Raw genomic sequence first — 16842 nt, forward strand, 5'->3', positions numbered from 1 at the left:
GTCAGCCTTGCCGTGACCGCGGTACTTGGCTTCACGTCGCTAGGGGCCATGGCGCAAAGCGCTGGTGCCACGCTGTCTGAGGTGAGGGTGGATGCCAGTGCAGAAAAAGAGTCGGCGACTGGGCCTGTGGTGGGGTACCGAGCTAAAAAAGCTGTGACTGCTACCAAGACTGACACGCCTTTGGCAGAGACCCCGCAATCCGTCACGGTGGTCACGCGCGATCAGCTGGTGGAGCAGGGAACTTCGAATTTGCAAGACGCCCTCTTGTACGCTGCCGGTGTGCGCAGCGACGCTTATGGCTTGGACAGCCGCTCTGACGGCGTGCGCGTGCGCGGAAGCTACCCAGATACGTACCTGGACGGCCTGCGCCAGAACTACAACTACTACACCAGCACCACACGCTCTGATACCTATGCGCTAGAGCGCATTGAAGTGCTTCGCGGCCCTGCAGGCGTTTTGTTTGGTGCAGGCACCGTGGCCGGTGTGGTGAACATGGTGAGCAAACGCCCTTTGCAAGAGGCCCAGCGTGAAGTGGGGGTGCAACTGGGCAGCTGGAACCGCCGGCAGTTGCAGGCGGACCTGACCGGCCCACTCACTGCCGATGGCGAGTGGTCGTATCGGCTGGTGGCTTTGGCGCGTGAGGCCGATACCCAGGTGGACTATGTGAAGGATGACCGTCGCTTCATCGCTCCATCGTTGGCGTGGCGGCCCAATGGTGTGACATCGCTGGTGCTTCAGGGCCACTGGCAACAAGACCGCAGTGGCAGCACAGCGCAGTTCTTGCCCTGGTCTGGCGCAGTGACCGCCAACCCGAACGGCCAGCTGCCGCTGAGTCGCTTCATCGGCGAGCCCGGCGACCGCTATGACAGCGACCGCGAGTCGATCGGCTGGGCGTTTGAGCACCAGTTCAACGACCAATGGACGGTGCGCCAAAACATGCGGCTGGCCCGCAACGAGAACACCAGTGCCTACCACTATGCCGACGCCTTTTATGTGCCGGGCGGCTTTGGGGCGGATCCGGCCAACCAGCGTGTGATGGGCCGCTATTACGGCGACTCCTTCACGCGCACGCGCATGGCCACCATCGACACCCATGTTCAGGGCAACCTAGCCACAGGTGCGTTGCGCCACCAAGTGTTGCTGGGTGTGGACTGGAATCGCCAGACTGAGCAAAAAGAGTCGTCTGACACGTTCAGCACCATTGATGCCTATGCACCGATGTACGGCAACCTGGTCACTGCGCCGCGCGTGGCCAGCCCTGACAGCACGCAGCGCCAAAGCGGCGTGTACCTGCAAGACCAGATGAAATGGGGCAATTGGATCTTCGTGGCGGGCTTGCGGCACGACCGCGTTGTCAATGCTTTGGTCGGCTCCAGCGATGAGAAGTCCAGCGACACCACCAAGCGGCTGGGTGTGATGTATGCCTTGGCAGGCGGCTGGACTCCGTACATCAGCTATGCCGAATCGTTCAGTCCCGTCAGCGGCACCAACTGGTACGGCCAGCGCTTTAAGCCCCTGCAAGGCGAGCAGTGGGAAGTGGGGGTGAAATATGCCCCCGAGGGCAGCACCACCCAAGCGACTGCCGCCGTGTATGACCTGAAGGAGAAAAACCAGAAGATCATGGACCCCACCAACCCCTCTAACACGCTGCAGGCAGGCCAGACGCGCAACAAGGGTCTGGAGCTGGAGGTCAAGACCCGCCTGGGCAAAGCTACCGACTTGATCGCCCACTACAACTACACCGATGTAGACCCGGCGCTGGAAGGTTTGCCACAGCACCAAGCTGCTGTCTGGGGCGTTCACCGCTTCTCCATTGGGGGCGTGAGCGGGTTTTCTGCGGGTGCGGGTTACCGCTGGTTGTCTTCGTTTGTTGACGGGGTTGCACCGCGAACCCCTGCGGCGGGCGTGGTGGATGCGATGCTGTCCTACGAAACCCAGCAATGGCGCTACGCACTCAACATCAGCAACCTTGCGGACAAGCAATACACCAGTATTTGCCTCTCGCGGGGTGACTGCTGGTGGGCTGCGCGCAGAAATGTGACGTTCAACGCCACCTACCGCTTCTGACAAGGCGACAGGCACAGGGGCGACTGCAACCGAGGCCCGGGGTTGTGTGACCATTCACCCGGGCATGTCAGGCATGCGGAACATGCTCTGTGCATAAAAAAAGCCCCGCAGGCTTTGCAACCTGCGGGGCTTTTTGTGGGCTGCCGGGCAGAACCTGGGTTCTACCCGCAGCGGCTGGCCATTACATGCCCATGCCGCCCATGCCGCCCATGCCGCCCATGTCAGGCATGCCGCCGCCAGCGCCGGCCTCGTCCTTGGGTGCGTCAGCAACCATGCACTCAGTCGTCAGCAGCAGCGAAGCCACAGACGCTGCGTTTTGCAGAGCAGTGCGGGTGACCTTTGTGGGGTCCAGAATGCCCAGCTCGAGCATGTCGCCGTAGCTGTCGTTGGCAGCGTTGAAGCCGAAGTTGCCCTTGCCGGCCAACACAGCGTTCACCACCACCGAAGCTTCGCCACCAGCGTTGTTCACGATTTCGCGCAGAGGCGCTTCAATCGCCTTCAACACCAAGGCAATGCCGTGGTCTTGGTCAGCGTTGTCACCCTTGATGGTGCCCACAGCTTGCTTGGCACGCAGCAGAGCCACGCCGCCACCAGCCACAACGCCTTCTTCCACAGCAGCGCGGGTCGCGTGCAGTGCGTCTTCCACGCGGGCCTTCTTTTCCTTCATTTCGACTTCGGTGGCAGCGCCCACCTTGATCACGGCCACGCCGCCAGCCAGCTTGGCCACGCGCTCTTGCAGCTTTTCGCGGTCGTAGTCGGACGTGGCTTCTTCGATCTGCACGCGCACTTGCTTGACGCGGGCTTCGATGTCAGCAGCAGCGCCAGCGCCGTCGATGATGATGGTGTTTTCCTTGCCTACTTCGATGCGCTTGGCTTGGCCCAGATCAGCCAAAGTCACCTTTTCCAGGGTCAGGCCCACTTCTTCAGCGATGACCTTGCCGCCTGTCAGGATGGCGATGTCTTCCAGCATGGCCTTGCGACGGTCGCCGAAGCCAGGAGCCTTGACAGCCACGACCTTCAGGATGCCGCGGATCGTGTTGACCACCAGCGTAGCCAGGGCTTCGCCGTCAACTTCTTCGGCAATGATCAGCAGAGGGCGGCCAGCCTTGGCGACTTGTTCCAGCGTAGGCAGCAGGTCGCGGATGTTGCTGATCTTCTTGTCGAACAGCAGCACGAAGGGGTTGTCCAGAATCGCGGATTGCTTTTCTGGGTTGTTGATGAAGTAGGGCGACAGGTAGCCGCGGTCGAACTGCATGCCTTCCACGACGTCCAGTTCGGAGTCGAGGGACTTGCCGTCTTCCACGGTGATCACGCCTTCCTTGCCAACCTTGTCCATGGCGTCAGCGATCAGCTTGCCGATGGTTTCGTCGGAGTTAGCGGAGATCGAACCGACCTGGGCGATTTCCTTGGAAGTGGTGGTGGCCTTGGAAGCCTTCTTCAGCTCGGCAACCAGGGCCGTCACAGCCTTGTCGATACCGCGCTTCAGGTCCATTGGGTTGATGCCAGCGGCCACGTACTTGAAGCCTTCGCGAACGATGGCTTGTGCCAGCACGGTGGCGGTGGTGGTGCCGTCACCAGCGTTGTCCGAAGTCTTGGAAGCCACTTCCTTCACGAGCTGGGCGCCCATGTTTTGCAGCTTGTCCTTGAGTTCGATTTCCTTGGCCACGGACACACCGTCCTTGGTCACGGTGGGGGCGCCGAACGAGCGCTCCAGCACCACATTGCGACCCTTGGGGCCCAGCGTGACCTTGACCGCGTTGGCCAGGATGTTCACGCCTTCAACCATGCGAGCGCGGGCTTCGCCGCCGAAAACTACGTCTTTTGCTGCCATGTTAGGCTCCTACAAGATGTGAATCAAAAATGCTTCTAGCGCTTATAAAGAAAGCGGTAGCAGCTATGAAAAAGTGAGTAATTCGAAGGCGAAGGGATTACTTCTCGACAACCGCGAACAGGTCGTCTTCCTTCATCACCAGCAATTCGTTGCCGTCGACCTTGACGGTCTGGCCCGAGTACTTGCCGAACAGAACGCGGTCGCCGACCTTCACGTTCAGGGCGATCACATCACCCTTGTCGTTCTTCTTGCCAGGGCCCACGGCCAGCACTTCACCTTGGTCAGGCTTTTCTGCAGCGTTGTCAGGGATCACGATGCCGGAGGCGGTCGTTGTTTCGCTTTCGATGCGCTTGACAATCACGCGGTCGTGCAGAGGACGAAGGTTCATTGCATTGCTCCTGTTTCAGTAAAAAAGCTGATCTACCCGGGACCCGCTGCGCGGATGCCCATAACTGCCAGCAGACGGTGTTAGCACTCGTCTGTGGTGAGTGCTAATGATAGGGGCATTTGATGACATTTCAAGAGGATGGGCTTGTGCTCAATGCAATGCGCCGTTGATGCGATGGCTGGTTGGGCGAGCGAATGAGGTGCGACTACCCTGCAATTACAATTCGCGGACATTTCAGGGCAGTGCGCGCATGTGTGCTTTGCGCTGTTCTTCTATTGGGGTGGTTGCGCCACCCGCGCTCTCGGTATTCCAGCCACCTTAGCCGCAATAAAGGCCCTGTGCCTCTTCAACATCGAGGAGTTTGATGGCATCCCTGCAAATCACCACAACGCTATTGGGTATTGGCCTGGCAGCGCTGATTTTGTACCTCATCCGCAGAGACCACCTGTACGTGATGCACGGCCTGTTCTGGGTGCTAGTGGCAGGTGTCGCGGCTGTGATGGGCGCGTTGCCCGGTCTCATTGACAAGCTGGCTGGGGTTGTGGGTATCAGTTATCCACCAGCTTTGTTGCTTTTATTGGCCAGCATTGTTCTTTTCATCAAGTCACTTCACAGTGACATGGTGAACACCCGAATTGAGCGAGATGTGCGCAGATTGAACCAGCGACTGGCATTGCTGCAGGCAGATCAAGACGGGCTGCGAGATCGTCTGCTGCAGAGTTCAGAGTCAGCACCATGACGCCTGCATTGCAGCCCGTGATCCTTTGTGGGGGGGCGGGAACAAGGCTGTGGCCACTGTCTCGTGAGTCCTACCCTAAGCAGTTCCTGTCCTTGCGGGGCTCCCGCACCATGTTGCAAGATACGGTGTTGCGCATGCAGGGCTTGGGTGGCGCGGCGCCGCCTCCATTGCCTCCGATCGTCGTCTGCAACACAGAGCATCGGTTTATTGTTGCCAGCCAGCTCGATTTGGCTGGCGTCCGCAATGCTCAAATATTGCTCGAACCCGTTGGCAAGAATACAGCCCCTGCATTGACAATTGCAGCGCTGCAAGCGTTGGCCGGCTCTGGAGACCCCGTGTTACTGGCAATGCCTGCAGATCACGTCATCTCAGACTTGCCAGCGTTTCACCAGGCCGCACAGCATGCATATACCGAGGCCTGTGCTGGAGCGATAGTCACCTTTGGTATCGTGCCCGACCGCGCGGAGACCGGTTACGGCTACATGAAATGTCATGTGGGGCATGGCGAGCGCGCTGAAGTCCTGCACATTGAGCAATTTGTGGAAAAGCCAGATCTGGCTGCGGCACAGGCATATCTCTCCGCCGGAAACTTCCTGTGGAATAGCGGACTGTTTGCTGTGAAGGCAAGTCAGTGGCTGGCCGCAATGAGTGCCTGTCGGCCAGATATATTGGATGCCTGTGTCTTGGCTATGCAATACGCTAGGCGCGACCTGGACTTTATTAGGCCGGACGCTGCTGCATTTGAGTCTTGCCCTGCTGACTCTATTGATTACGCGGTAATGGAGCGCTCCTCGACATTGGATGCGGTGCGAATCCCTGTGCGAGCGGTGCCGCTAGATGCTGGTTGGACTGATGTGGGGGCATGGGAGGCTCTATGGAGTTTGCTTCCACGTGACTCAGACGGCAACGCGACTGTTGGTGATGCCCTGTTAGAGGGTTGTCAAAACACCCTGCTCATGTCTACTAGCCGCCTGGTGGCTGGCGTTGGTTTGAATGGTGTGGTTGTGGTGGAAACTCCTGACGCCATTCTGGTTGCAGACAAGCGATGTGCGCAGAACGTCAAGCACATCGTTGCCTCATTAAAGAAGCAGTCGCACCCACAGGCCAGTCAGCACCGTAAAGTGCATCGCCCCTGGGGGTGGTATGACGCATTGGATCGGGGCGATCGTTTTCAGGTGAAGCGCATTGTGGTCAATCCAGGCGCCCGACTCAGTGTCCAGATGCACTACCATCGCGCGGAGCATTGGGTTGTGGTCAAAGGCGTTGCCGAGATCACGAATGGAGACGAGACCTATTTGCTCGCGCAAAACGAATCCACCTTCATCCCCGTAGGGCGTCGCCACTGTTTGGCCAATCCCGGTATAGCGCCACTTGAAATCATAGAGGTTCAGTCTGGCGACTATTTGGGAGAGGATGACATCGTCCGGTTTGACGACATCTATGGGCGACCTTCAGGTGAGGTGTAGCCCGCAGTTGCCATACAACGGCCCCTACCACCTACCTTGTCGCTTTCACAGCCAAGTGATCAAACTTTGTGATCTTCGCCTGCGAGTACCAAAAACTTCATTACGACCGACATGAATTTAGAGAACGCAAAAATTGCCGTCATTGGACTTGGCTATGTGGGTTTGCCATTGGCTGTGGAGTTTGGAAAACTGCGTTCGGTGGTTGGCTTTGATATCAATGCCGGGCGCATTGCAGAGCTTCAAGCGGGTCACGACAGTACTCTGGAGGTGGATGCCCATAGCCTCAAGGCGGCCCGTCACCTGCGCTTTAGTGATCAGATCGACGATTTGCGTGATTGCCATGTTTTTATCGTCACTGTTCCAACCCCCGTGGATCGCGCCAACCGCCCTGACATGACGCCGTTAGTCAAAGCCAGTGAAACGGTTGGCAAGGTCATGCCCAGCAATGCTGTCGTGATTTACGAGTCCACCGTGTATCCCGGTGCAACGGAAGAGGTGTGCGTCCCTGTCCTTGAACGTTTTAGCGGTAAAGCCTTTAATGTTGATTTTTTCTGTGGCTATAGTCCTGAACGGATTAATCCGGGGGACAAGATTAATACGCTGACGAAAATTAAAAAAATCACCAGTGGCAGTACGCCTGCAGTAGCCGATGCCGTAGATGAACTATATTCCCGTATCATCGTTGCAGGTACGCACAAGGCAGCTAGTTTGAAGGTTGCAGAGGCGGCAAAGGTTATTGAAAATACCCAGCGCGACCTCAATATCGCGTTGGTAAATGAGCTGTCGGTCATCTTCGAACGATTGGGGATTGATACTATCGATGTCCTGGAGGCTGCGGGCAGTAAATGGAATTTTCTGCCATTTCGTCCTGGTCTGGTGGGTGGGCACTGTATTGGTGTGGATCCCTATTATCTGACTCATAAGGCTGAGGAGGTTGGTTATCATCCTCAAGTTATATTGGCGGGTCGACGGATTAATGACAATATGGCCCGGTATGTGGCGCGCAATACCATCAAGTTCATGCTAAAAAATGGCATGGATGTGTCTCGCTGTACTGTGGGAGTATTGGGTATTACATTCAAAGAGAACTGTCCCGATATTCGCAACAGCAAAGTCGTAGACATGGTCCGCGAATTTGAAGCCTGGGGTGCCAATGTGGTGATCAGTGACCCTTGGGCTAGCAAGGATGAGGTGTGCCATGAGTACGGACTTGCATTGGGTCCAGTGGACGAGAGTCACCCTGTCGATGCGCTGGTGGTTGCTGTAGGGCACCACCAATACCGCCAGGCTAGCCCCACTGAGTTGCGGAAATTGTGCAGGGGAGACCGTCCCGTGCTTGCCGATGTGAAAAGCCTGTTTGATCGACACCAAGCCGCTGAGGCAGGGTTTACCGTATTTCGTCTCTGATATTCAGTTTTTGAATTGCTATGAAAAATTTCGCTCTCATCGGTGCTGCTGGCTACATTGCACCGCGCCACATGCGCGCCATCAAAGACACGGGCAACCACCTCGCTGTGGCGTACGACATCAACGACTCGGTCGGCATCATCGACAGTATTTCCCCCCAAAGCGACTTCTTTACGGAATTCGAACGGTTTGCGGAGCACGCATACCAGCTCAAACGCAGCCCGGCCTCGGCACTCGATTACGTGTCTATCTGCTCACCCAACTACTTACACCACGCGCACATTGCCGCAGGCCTGCGTCTGGGGTGTGATGTCATCTGCGAAAAGCCGCTCGTACCCACGCCGCAATTAATGGACGAACTGGCGCGCATCGAGCAGGAGACCGGTCGGCGTGTGTTCAACATTCTTCAGTTGCGCCACCATGACGCGATTCTGAAGCTGCGCGACAAAGTGGCTGCAGCACCGAAGGACACTAAGTTCGATGTCGAACTGACCTACATCACATCGCGCGGCAAGTGGTACCTCGAGAGCTGGAAGGGCGATCCGCGCAAATCGTTCGGCGTGGCCACGAATATCGGTGTGCATTTCTTCGACATGTTGCACTTCATCTTCGGCAAGCTTCAGGACAATCGCATTCACCTGAGCGAGGAAACCAAGGCGGCCGGGTACCTTGAATATGAGCGTGCCCGGGTACGTTGGTTTCTGTCCATCGATGCCAACGATCTTCCGGAGGGGGTTAAGGGGAAGAAGCCCACATACCGCAACATCGATGTGAGCGGTGAGCAACTCGAGTTTTCGGAAGGCTTCACCGATCTGCACACCACCAGCTACCGCGAGATATTAGCGGGCCGGGGTTATGGCTTGGCAGATGCAAGGCACTGCATCGAAACGGTGGACGTGATTCGCGGGGCTTCGATTGCATCCGATACCGATGAGCGAGTGCATCCTTTCGTGCTCAAGAAGGGGCATTGATAGCATGCAAGCTTCTGGTCTGAAGCCGCTTTCTCAGTACCAATTGCTATTGGGGGATGTTCAGGGCGCGCTCAAGCTTTGGCGCTTCTGGCTGCACTTGGGGTTGGAGGATATCCTTAAGCAGTACCGCCGCTCGTTTCTGGGACCCGTGTGGATATCGATCAACACGGCGATTTTTATCGGCGCGTTCGGCTTGATCGGGGCGCAGGTTTTTAAGATTGATGTGCAGACTTATCTGCCGTTCTTCTGTGTGAGCCATGTTCTGTTTCTGTTTATCTCCCAGTGCATTTCCGACAGTTGCCAAACGTTTATCGGCTCCAGCGCATTCTTGAAGCAAACACCTTATCCCAAGACTGCATTCGGCTTGCGAGTCATCTGGCGCAACCTGTTGATGATGGGGCACAACATCCCGATTGCCTTGATCGTTCTTCTGGCGTTTGGCCGCCTTGATGATGTGAAGCCAATCCCATTTTTGTTCGGGCTCGCATTCACGGTGTTATGCGCGGTACTCGTTTCCTGCATCCTGGGTGCCCTGTGCGCGCGTTTTCGCGACATACCTATGATTGTCACCAGCCTGATGCAGATTGCGATGTTTCTCACACCGGTCATGTGGCAGGCATCGCAACTCAGCGAGCGGGCCCAATTGATCGTGCACGTCAATCCTTTGGCTGCATTTCTTGACTTGGTGAGGGCCCCCGTTTTGGGCGAATCCGTCAACCCCTACAGTTACCTGATGGCCGGTGCCACTTTTCTCGCATTGCTCTTGGCATTTTTCACCGTGTTTATGCAGAGCCGTCGCAGGCTTGTGTACTGGCTCTGATCATGGCAAGCATCGAACTGGAGCGAGTCAATGTCGACTTCCCGCTGTTTTCATCACGCTCACGCGGATTGCTGAACACCCTGCTCGGGAAGGCCCAAGGGCACCGGGGACGGATCGAAGACATCGGGCATGGCGCTATCGCAGTGCGTGCACTGCGAGACATCACGCTGTCTCTCAAGGATGGGGATCGGATGGGCCTGATCGGCCGCAATGGAGCTGGCAAGTCCACCATGCTCCGGGTGCTGTCCAGCGTGTATGAACCCACCTCGGGAGTGATGAGGGCGGATGGCCACATCTCCTCCCTGATTGACCTGATGTTGGGCATGGATCCCGATGCCAGTGGCTACGAGTTCATTGCCACACGTTGCGTCGTGATGGGAATAGGAAGCAAAGAAGCCAAGGACTTGGTCCCCGATATAGAGGAGTTCACGGAGCTGGGTGACTACCTGCATCTGCCTGTGCGCACGTACTCGTCCGGAATGATGCTCCGTCTCGCCTTCGCCGTGTCGACGGCCGTGGCGCCGGATATTTTGCTGATGGACGAGATGATTGGTGTGGGCGACGCGCAATTCATTGATAAGGCACGTATTCGGCTGGAAAACATGATGAGCAAGGTCAAGATACTGGTACTTGCTTCACACAACGACTCGATCTTGAAAACGTTCTGCAATACAGGGATATGGCTCAACGAGGGCCAGATCCGCATGCAGGGAAGCATCGAAGACTGTCTGGCTGCCTATCACGGCAACTAGCTTCATTTTTTGGCAGCATGAGCGAAACATCCTATACCGCGCACCCAACGTCAATCGTCGATGCAGGGGCGCAAATTGGCGCGGGAACCCGCATCTGGCACTGGGTGCATATCTCTGCGGGCGCGCGGATCGGCCTTTCTTGCTCTTTCGGGCAGAACGTCTATGTCGGCAATGACGTGGTGATCGGCAACAACGTCAAGGTTCAGAACAATGTCAGCGTCTACGATACGGTCACGCTGGAAGACGATGTTTTCTGCGGGCCCAGCGTTGTTTTCACCAATGTGTACAACCCTCGCAGCAGCGTCGTGCGTAAAAACGAGTACAGGCGAACCCAGGTTTGTAAGGGGGCCACGCTCGGTGCCAATGCAACTGTGGTGTGCGGAACCACCATTGGTGCGCATGCATTCGTCGCTGCTGGTGCGGTAATCACCCGTAACGTCAAAGCCTATGCACTGGTTGCAGGCGTGCCTGCGCGGCAAATCGGCTGGATGAGCGAACACGGGGAGCGTCTCGATCTTCCTTTGACCGGAGATGCGCAAGCACATTGTCCGCACACCGGTCATCTATATCGTTTGACTGATGGTGAGCTGCAGCGAGCTTGATCCCCACCATCGCATGGAGTTGTAATGGAATTCACCGATCTAAGAGCGCAATACAGGCGGCTCAAGTCTGACATCGACGCGCGCATCCAGAAAGTACTGGATCATGGCCAGTACATCCTGGGCCCGGAAGTACATGAACTGGAAGAGCACTTGGCAACCTACACCGGAGCCAAGTATTGCATTACGGTGGCCAATGGCACCGATGCGCTTCAAATTGCCCAGATGGCTCTGGGCATTGGGCCTGGAGGCGAGGTAATTACCCCCGGATTCACGTATATCGCCACTGCCGAGACAGTCGCGCTGCTTGGTGCGAAGCCTGTGTATGTAGATGTGTCGCCGGGTACATACAATCTGGACCCCTCATTGCTCGAGGCCGCAATCACACCCCGCACGAAGGCCATCATTCCGGTCAGCCTGTATGGGCAATGCGCTGACTTTGATCGCATCAATGAAATAGCCGCCAAATATCGAATTCCTGTCATTGAGGATGCTGCCCAGAGTTTTGGTGCTACCTATAAAGGGCGCAAGAGTTGCAACCTCACTACTTTGGCTTGCGCCAGCTTTTTCCCTAGCAAACCGTTAGGCTGCTACGGGGACGGCGGAGCCATTTTCACAAGTGACGAGGAATTGGCTCGGGTCATCCGTCAGATTTCGCGTCACGGACAGGATCGCCGCTATCACCACGTTCGGGTCGGTGTGAATAGCCGCCTCGATACATTGCAAGCTGCAGTTCTTCTGGGAAAACTGGTGATTTTCGATGAAGAGATTGCTAAACGCCAAATGATCGCGGATCAATATGCACGCAAATTGCTACCGATACCTCAGATAGCTTGCCCATCCATCGAAAAAGGCAACCTGAGCGCCTGGGCCCAATACACGATCCGGTCAAATCATCGCGATGATCTTCAGCAAGCGCTGAAAAAATTGGAGATACCCACCACGGTGCACTATCCGTTGCCCCTGAATAAGCAGCCCGCAGTGGAAGATGGCAGAAAGCAGCTTCCTATTGGCGATCAGCTAGCCAATAAGGTTCTGAGTCTTCCCATGGGCCCTTATCTCAGCGACTCGGATCAGTCCTTTGTAGCCCAAGCCATCCAGCAGTTTTATATCGAAAATCCTTCTCCCTGATTTCGTCGTCAGGAGTCACCTCTTATCAAAGCCTGTTAGCAGGCCCAATCAATTGCTAGAAAGAATGATCATGGACATTAAAAATAAACGCTTCGTCATCATCGGTGGTGGCGGCTTGATCGGATCCCATACCGTTGACCGGCTACTGAAAGAAGAAGTAGCCGAAGTGGTGATCTACGATAACTTCGTACGCGGTCGAATGGAGAATTTAACGGAGTCGCTCAAAGATCCACGGGTAAAAATTTTTGAAGCTGGCGGCGATATTCTGCAGACAGACATATTGGATGCCGCTCTTAAAGGCGTCGACGGAGTTTTTCATCTGGCGGCGCTTTGGCTCCTTCAATGCCATGAATATCCCAGGACCGCATTCGACACCAATGTTCGGGGAACTTTCAATGTAATGGATGCGTGCGTGAGGAATGGGGTGAAGCGCTTGGTGTATTCCTCTTCAGCTTCTGTTTATGGCGATGCGGTGGAGGAGCCCATGACAGAAGAGCATCCATTCAATAATAAAAATTTCTATGGAGCCACCAAAATTGCAGGCGAAGCTTTTTTGCGAGCCTACCATCATCGCTACGGTCTTGATTATGTCGGGCTGCGATATATGAATGTGTACGGCCCCCGTCAAGATTATCATGGTGCCTATATTGCCGTGATCATGAAAATGCTCGATGCAATCGACAGCGGCAATAGCCCTACCATCATGGGCGATGGTTCTGAGGCGTTCGACTTTGTTGCCGTAGAAGACTGTGCGTTGGCTAACGTCTGTGCGATGAAGGCCAGCGCGACTGACGCGTTCTACAACGTCGGTACCGGCAAGCGGACGTCGTTGAAGGAACTGGCAGAAAAGCTTCTGCGTATAACCGGCTCTACCAAAGAAATCACCTATGCACCTCGCAGTCAGGCCACTCTGGTGCGCAACCGCATTGGAAGTCCTGACAAGGCGCGCGAAGAAATTCAATTCAATGCAGAGATCGATCTCGATGAAGGCTTGCGTAAGCTGATTGATTGGCGTGCGTCACATAAAGCAGAGGTGGCTGCTCGTCGCGCTTGCGTCGGCCTCTGAGGTATCCCACGTGTGCGGCATCGCGGGTTATTACAACACGGACCAAAACCCAGCCTCGGCGGTGGTGATCAAACGCATGACCGATGCGATTGCGCACCGGGGACCGGATGGCGAAGGAAGCTACGTTCATGAGGCATTGGCCTTAGGCCATCGACGTCTTGCCATTATCGACCTCTCGCCCGGGGGGCACCAACCCAAAGCCACTGAAGATGGCCGATACGTTATTGCTTATAACGGGGAAATTTACAATTTCAAAGAAATCCGTATGGAACTGGAGAGCTTGGGCCGCCATTTCCATACCCATAGTGATACGGAAGTCCTGCTTTACGCATTTGTTGAATGGGGCGTGAAATGTTTCAATCGCCTCAACGGCATGTTCGCATTGGCAATTTGGGACAATTTTGAAAAGACTTTGACACTCGCACGCGATCGCTATGGGGTCAAGCCGCTTTATTATCACAGCTCTGGAAAATCATTTGTTTTTGGCTCTGAAATCAAGGCAATTTTTGCACACGGAGTTGTTGATCCTAAAGTCGATTCAATCGGGCTGTTTGAATATCTGAGTTTTCAAAATTTCCTTGCAGATCGAACTATATTTAGCGGAATCAGTCTTTTCCCTGCTGGCACGTATGCAATGGTCAAAAGCAGCGGTACTGGATCTGTTGATGCCAGTTTCACCCGTTATTGGGACTATCAATTCGTTGAGCCTGAATCCCCGCGAAAATTGGAGGAGTATGCGGAAGAACTGGATCGCCTGTTCGTGCAGGCTGTCTCTCGGCAACTGGTCAGTGACGTAGACATTGGATCTTATTTGAGTGGTGGGATGGATAGCGGGTCCATCACAGCAGTCGCCGCTCAGCAAATTCCATACATGAAAACATTCACCTGCGGCTTCGATTTGAACTCGGCTTCAGGGATTGAACTGGGGTTTGATGAACGCCCGACGGCTGAATACATGTCTTATCTCTTCAAAACTGAGCATTATGAAATGGTGCTCAAGGCGGGAGATATGGAGCGAGTCATGCCCAAGTTGGCGTGGCATATCGAAGAGCCGCGCGTAGGGCAAAGTTATCCGAATTATTATGCAGCTCAACTGGCCAGCAAATTTGTCAAAGTTGTGCTGTCCGGTGCCGGTGGTGATGAGCTCTTCGGTGGATATCCGTGGCGATATTATAGAGCGGTGGTCAACAATGATTTTGATCACTACATAGATAAGTACCACGCTTTCTGGCAGCGTTTAGTTCCTCAAGGGCGAATGTCCTCCGCACTGGCTCCAGTGTGGGCGGAGGTTCAGCACATTGATTCGCGAGACTTGTTCAAGTCTGTCTTTCATCAGCAACCTCAGAACATTGGCCGTCCGGAAGACTATATCAATCACTCCCTTTACTTTGAAGCTAGGACGTTTCTCCATGGCTTGCTGGTAGTCGAAGACAAATTGAGCATGGCCCACGGCATCGAAACGCGAGTTCCATTCCTAGACAATGATCTCGTGGATTTTTCCATGCAATTGCCAGCACGCATGAAGCTTGGAAATTTGGGTGAAGTGGTCAAGCTGAATGAGAATGAACCCGGGGCGAAGACCGCCAAATATTTTCAGAAAACCAAAGATGGGAAATTGCTTTTGCGCCAGGTTATGCAGCGATTGCTGCCACCTGTTATCACGGATCGTGAAAAGCAGGGGTTCTCTGCTCCAGATGCAAGCTGGTTTAAAGGTGAAAGTATTGATTATGTCAAGCGTACTTTGCTCAGCCCAAATGCGTTGACTCATCAATACTTGGATCGTGACTATGTGAGTGAGATCGTTCGGCAGCACGGCAGTGGAGAAATGAATCACCGCTTGCAGATCTGGTCGCTGATCAGTCTGGAGTCCATGATCAGACAATTTATAAAAAATGAATAAAAGAATTTCTTCCTCAGAGAGGCCTTATAAAGTATTGCATATTGGTAATATTGCTAATAATGCTTATCTGAACGCGAAATTGCTTCTTAGGCACGGCGTTGAATCAGATGTAATTTGCGCGGATTATTACCATATCATGGGCGCCCCAGAATGGGAGGATGCGGTATTTGATTTTGAGGGAATCGATCACTTCAATCCGGATTGGGCCAATCTGGATTTGCAAGGATTTCAAAGGCCAAATTGGTTTCATTCGGGTGCCTTAGGTCAAATCCTGGCTGAACTGGCTGGAGATGCTGCGGCTCCAGAGCAGAAGATGGGGCGTCTATCGCGAATCATCGGGACAGCGCACAGCCACGCATTTGGGGGAACGCTTGAGCTTCTTTTGAATGATGCTTGGACGAAGCTTTTCGGATACAAACAAAAATCCTTGGTCAACCTGCTGACTAGGGTTTCGGTTCCGATTCTGCATGTCATGTGTCGCTTGCATTTTTATGCTGAATCTGCCTTGAAAAAAAATGGAGGGGATCGGTTCGCAAAAATACGCGTTACTTTGGATCAGATCAAAAGACGTACCAAATGTGACCTGAGGCGTTCAGAGGCAGTCCCTTATTTTTTTTATCAGGCTTTGTGGGAACGGGTTTTTAAGAAATATGATGCGGTTATCGGATATTCCATAGATGGAATTTATCCACTGATATGCGATAAAAAATACATTGCCTTTGAGCATGGAACGATCAGGAAAATTCCGTTTGTCGATGATGCTCTGGGGCGAATCTGCAAAGCCGTTTATAAAGCCGCAGATAAAGTAATTATCACCAACTGCGACAACGTCAAGGCTGCAAAGAAGTTGCAGCTAAAAGACTATCGATTTATACCTCATCCGATCAATGAGGAGGTTCAGAAGGTGCAGCTTCCGCCTAGTTGTACCGAGCGCCTTAATGAACAGGAATTTATCGTCTTTCATCCCGCCCGACACCATTGGGATAGGCATCGCGATCCCAGTTGGGAAAAGGGAAATGACAAAATCATCGCAGGCTTTGCAAGATTTAGAAAAACAACCAGTGTCAAAACTGTTTTGGTCCTTACTGAATGGGGTTTGACGATAGAGCATAGCCGACGGCTTATCAAAAAATTGGGTATTGAAGATGCCGTGGTGTGGATACCAGTCCTACCCAATCAGCACATGATTGAAATGATCAGTCTGTCTCACGTCGTGGTGGATCAAATCGGTGTAGGTGCTTTCGGGAGCTTGGCCGCTAAATCGTTGATGTGTGGAAAGGCGACCCTGTGTCATATTGACCCGGAGCCGCACAGGGCTTGCTTCGATGTCATTCCTCCGCTCATCAGCGTGGAGTCGCATGTTGATGTTGCCGCTCGTCTACAACAACTCGCGAGTGATATTCCCTATCGCAATAGCGTTGAGAATGAATCTCGAGAATGGTATTTGCAGCATCATTCCAATAGATTGATCGCCGAGCGCCTCGTTGGATTGATTAAAGAAATCGCCGCATAAATCCGGGCAATAGTTATTCATTGACCGCAGAGGTGGCTATATCGCCATGATGCTCGTGTCGATTCAGGATCTTTAGGTTGGCCGATGTATATTTTTCGTGGAGGAATGATTTCTCTCCTCAATTCGGTTTCTATTCTTTTGCTGCCCTTGATTGCGGCACTGAGGATGTCATTGAAGTGGGTGCGAGGGCAA

The 16842-nt window shown here is 54.1% G+C and carries 14 protein-coding genes; 12 read left to right on the top strand and 2 right to left on the bottom strand.

What is annotated here, in order from left to right; genetic code table 11:
• Positions 1-48 precede the first annotated feature (48 nt).
• A complete protein-coding gene (locus C8C98_RS11830) occupies positions 49-2067 on the top strand; it encodes a TonB-dependent siderophore receptor (protein ID WP_233574677.1) in 2019 nt (672 codons plus the stop codon).
• A gap of 181 nt (positions 2068-2248) precedes the next feature.
• Here the strand turns inward: C8C98_RS11830 and groL are convergent, their stop codons facing one another.
• Both groL and groES read right to left on the bottom strand, forming a co-directional pair.
• Entirely contained in the window at positions 2249-3898 is a 1650-nt protein-coding gene (groL, locus tag C8C98_RS11835) for a chaperonin GroEL (RefSeq protein WP_121454439.1), read from the bottom strand.
• 97 nt (positions 3899-3995) lie between these two features.
• Positions 3996-4286 carry a co-chaperone GroES gene (gene groES / locus C8C98_RS11840; RefSeq protein WP_099657971.1) on the bottom strand — a complete coding sequence of 97 codons (291 nt, stop codon included), beginning with the start codon at positions 4284-4286 and terminating at the stop codon, positions 3996-3998.
• 364 nt (positions 4287-4650) lie between these two features.
• Here groES and C8C98_RS11845 point away from each other — a divergent pair, with 364 nt between their 5' ends.
• From C8C98_RS11845 to C8C98_RS21560, 11 genes are all read left to right on the top strand, one after another.
• Positions 4651-5025, top strand: a complete 375-nt coding sequence (locus C8C98_RS11845; protein ID WP_121454440.1) for a DUF2304 domain-containing protein — start codon at positions 4651-4653, stop codon at positions 5023-5025.
• Entirely contained in the window at positions 5022-6491 is a 1470-nt protein-coding gene (locus C8C98_RS11850) for a mannose-1-phosphate guanylyltransferase/mannose-6-phosphate isomerase (protein WP_121454441.1), read from the top strand. Before C8C98_RS11845 ends, C8C98_RS11850 begins: the two co-directional genes overlap by 4 nt.
• Before the next feature lie 111 nt (positions 6492-6602).
• Positions 6603-7898 (top strand): nucleotide sugar dehydrogenase, encoded by a 1296-nt coding sequence (locus C8C98_RS11855; RefSeq protein WP_121454442.1) that lies wholly within the window; start codon positions 6603-6605, stop codon positions 7896-7898.
• Between the two features lie 20 nt (positions 7899-7918).
• Complete coding sequence (locus C8C98_RS11860) at positions 7919-8869, top strand: Gfo/Idh/MocA family protein (protein WP_121454443.1); 951 nt, start codon at positions 7919-7921, stop codon at positions 8867-8869.
• A 4-nt stretch (positions 8870-8873) separates the two neighbouring features.
• Positions 8874-9689: an ABC transporter permease gene (locus C8C98_RS11865; RefSeq protein WP_158600165.1), complete on the top strand. Its 816-nt coding sequence runs from the start codon at positions 8874-8876 to the stop codon at positions 9687-9689.
• Positions 9690-9691: 2 nt separating this feature from the next.
• A complete protein-coding gene (locus C8C98_RS11870; RefSeq protein WP_121454445.1) occupies positions 9692-10441 on the top strand; it encodes an ABC transporter ATP-binding protein in 750 nt (249 codons plus the stop codon).
• Positions 10442-10458: 17 nt separating this feature from the next.
• Entirely contained in the window at positions 10459-11043 is a 585-nt protein-coding gene (locus C8C98_RS11875) for an acyltransferase (protein ID WP_121454446.1), read from the top strand.
• A 24-nt stretch (positions 11044-11067) separates the two neighbouring features.
• Entirely contained in the window at positions 11068-12171 is a 1104-nt protein-coding gene (locus tag C8C98_RS11880) for a DegT/DnrJ/EryC1/StrS aminotransferase family protein (RefSeq protein ID WP_121454447.1), read from the top strand.
• 70 nt (positions 12172-12241) lie between these two features.
• A complete protein-coding gene (locus tag C8C98_RS11885; RefSeq protein WP_121456217.1) occupies positions 12242-13237 on the top strand; it encodes an NAD-dependent epimerase/dehydratase family protein in 996 nt (331 codons plus the stop codon).
• A 10-nt stretch (positions 13238-13247) separates the two neighbouring features.
• Positions 13248-15137: an asparagine synthase (glutamine-hydrolyzing) gene (gene asnB, locus C8C98_RS11890; protein WP_121456218.1), complete on the top strand. Its 1890-nt coding sequence runs from the start codon at positions 13248-13250 to the stop codon at positions 15135-15137.
• Positions 15130-16650, top strand: coding sequence for a glycosyltransferase (locus C8C98_RS21560; protein WP_147436363.1), 1521 nt, complete (start codon positions 15130-15132; stop codon positions 16648-16650). The genes asnB and C8C98_RS21560 overlap by 8 nt, the downstream gene beginning before the upstream one ends.
• Positions 16651-16842 lie beyond the last annotated feature (192 nt).

The organism is Acidovorax sp. 106, from assembly GCF_003663825.1.
Classification (GTDB): Bacteria; Pseudomonadota; Gammaproteobacteria; order Burkholderiales; family Burkholderiaceae_C; genus Acidovorax.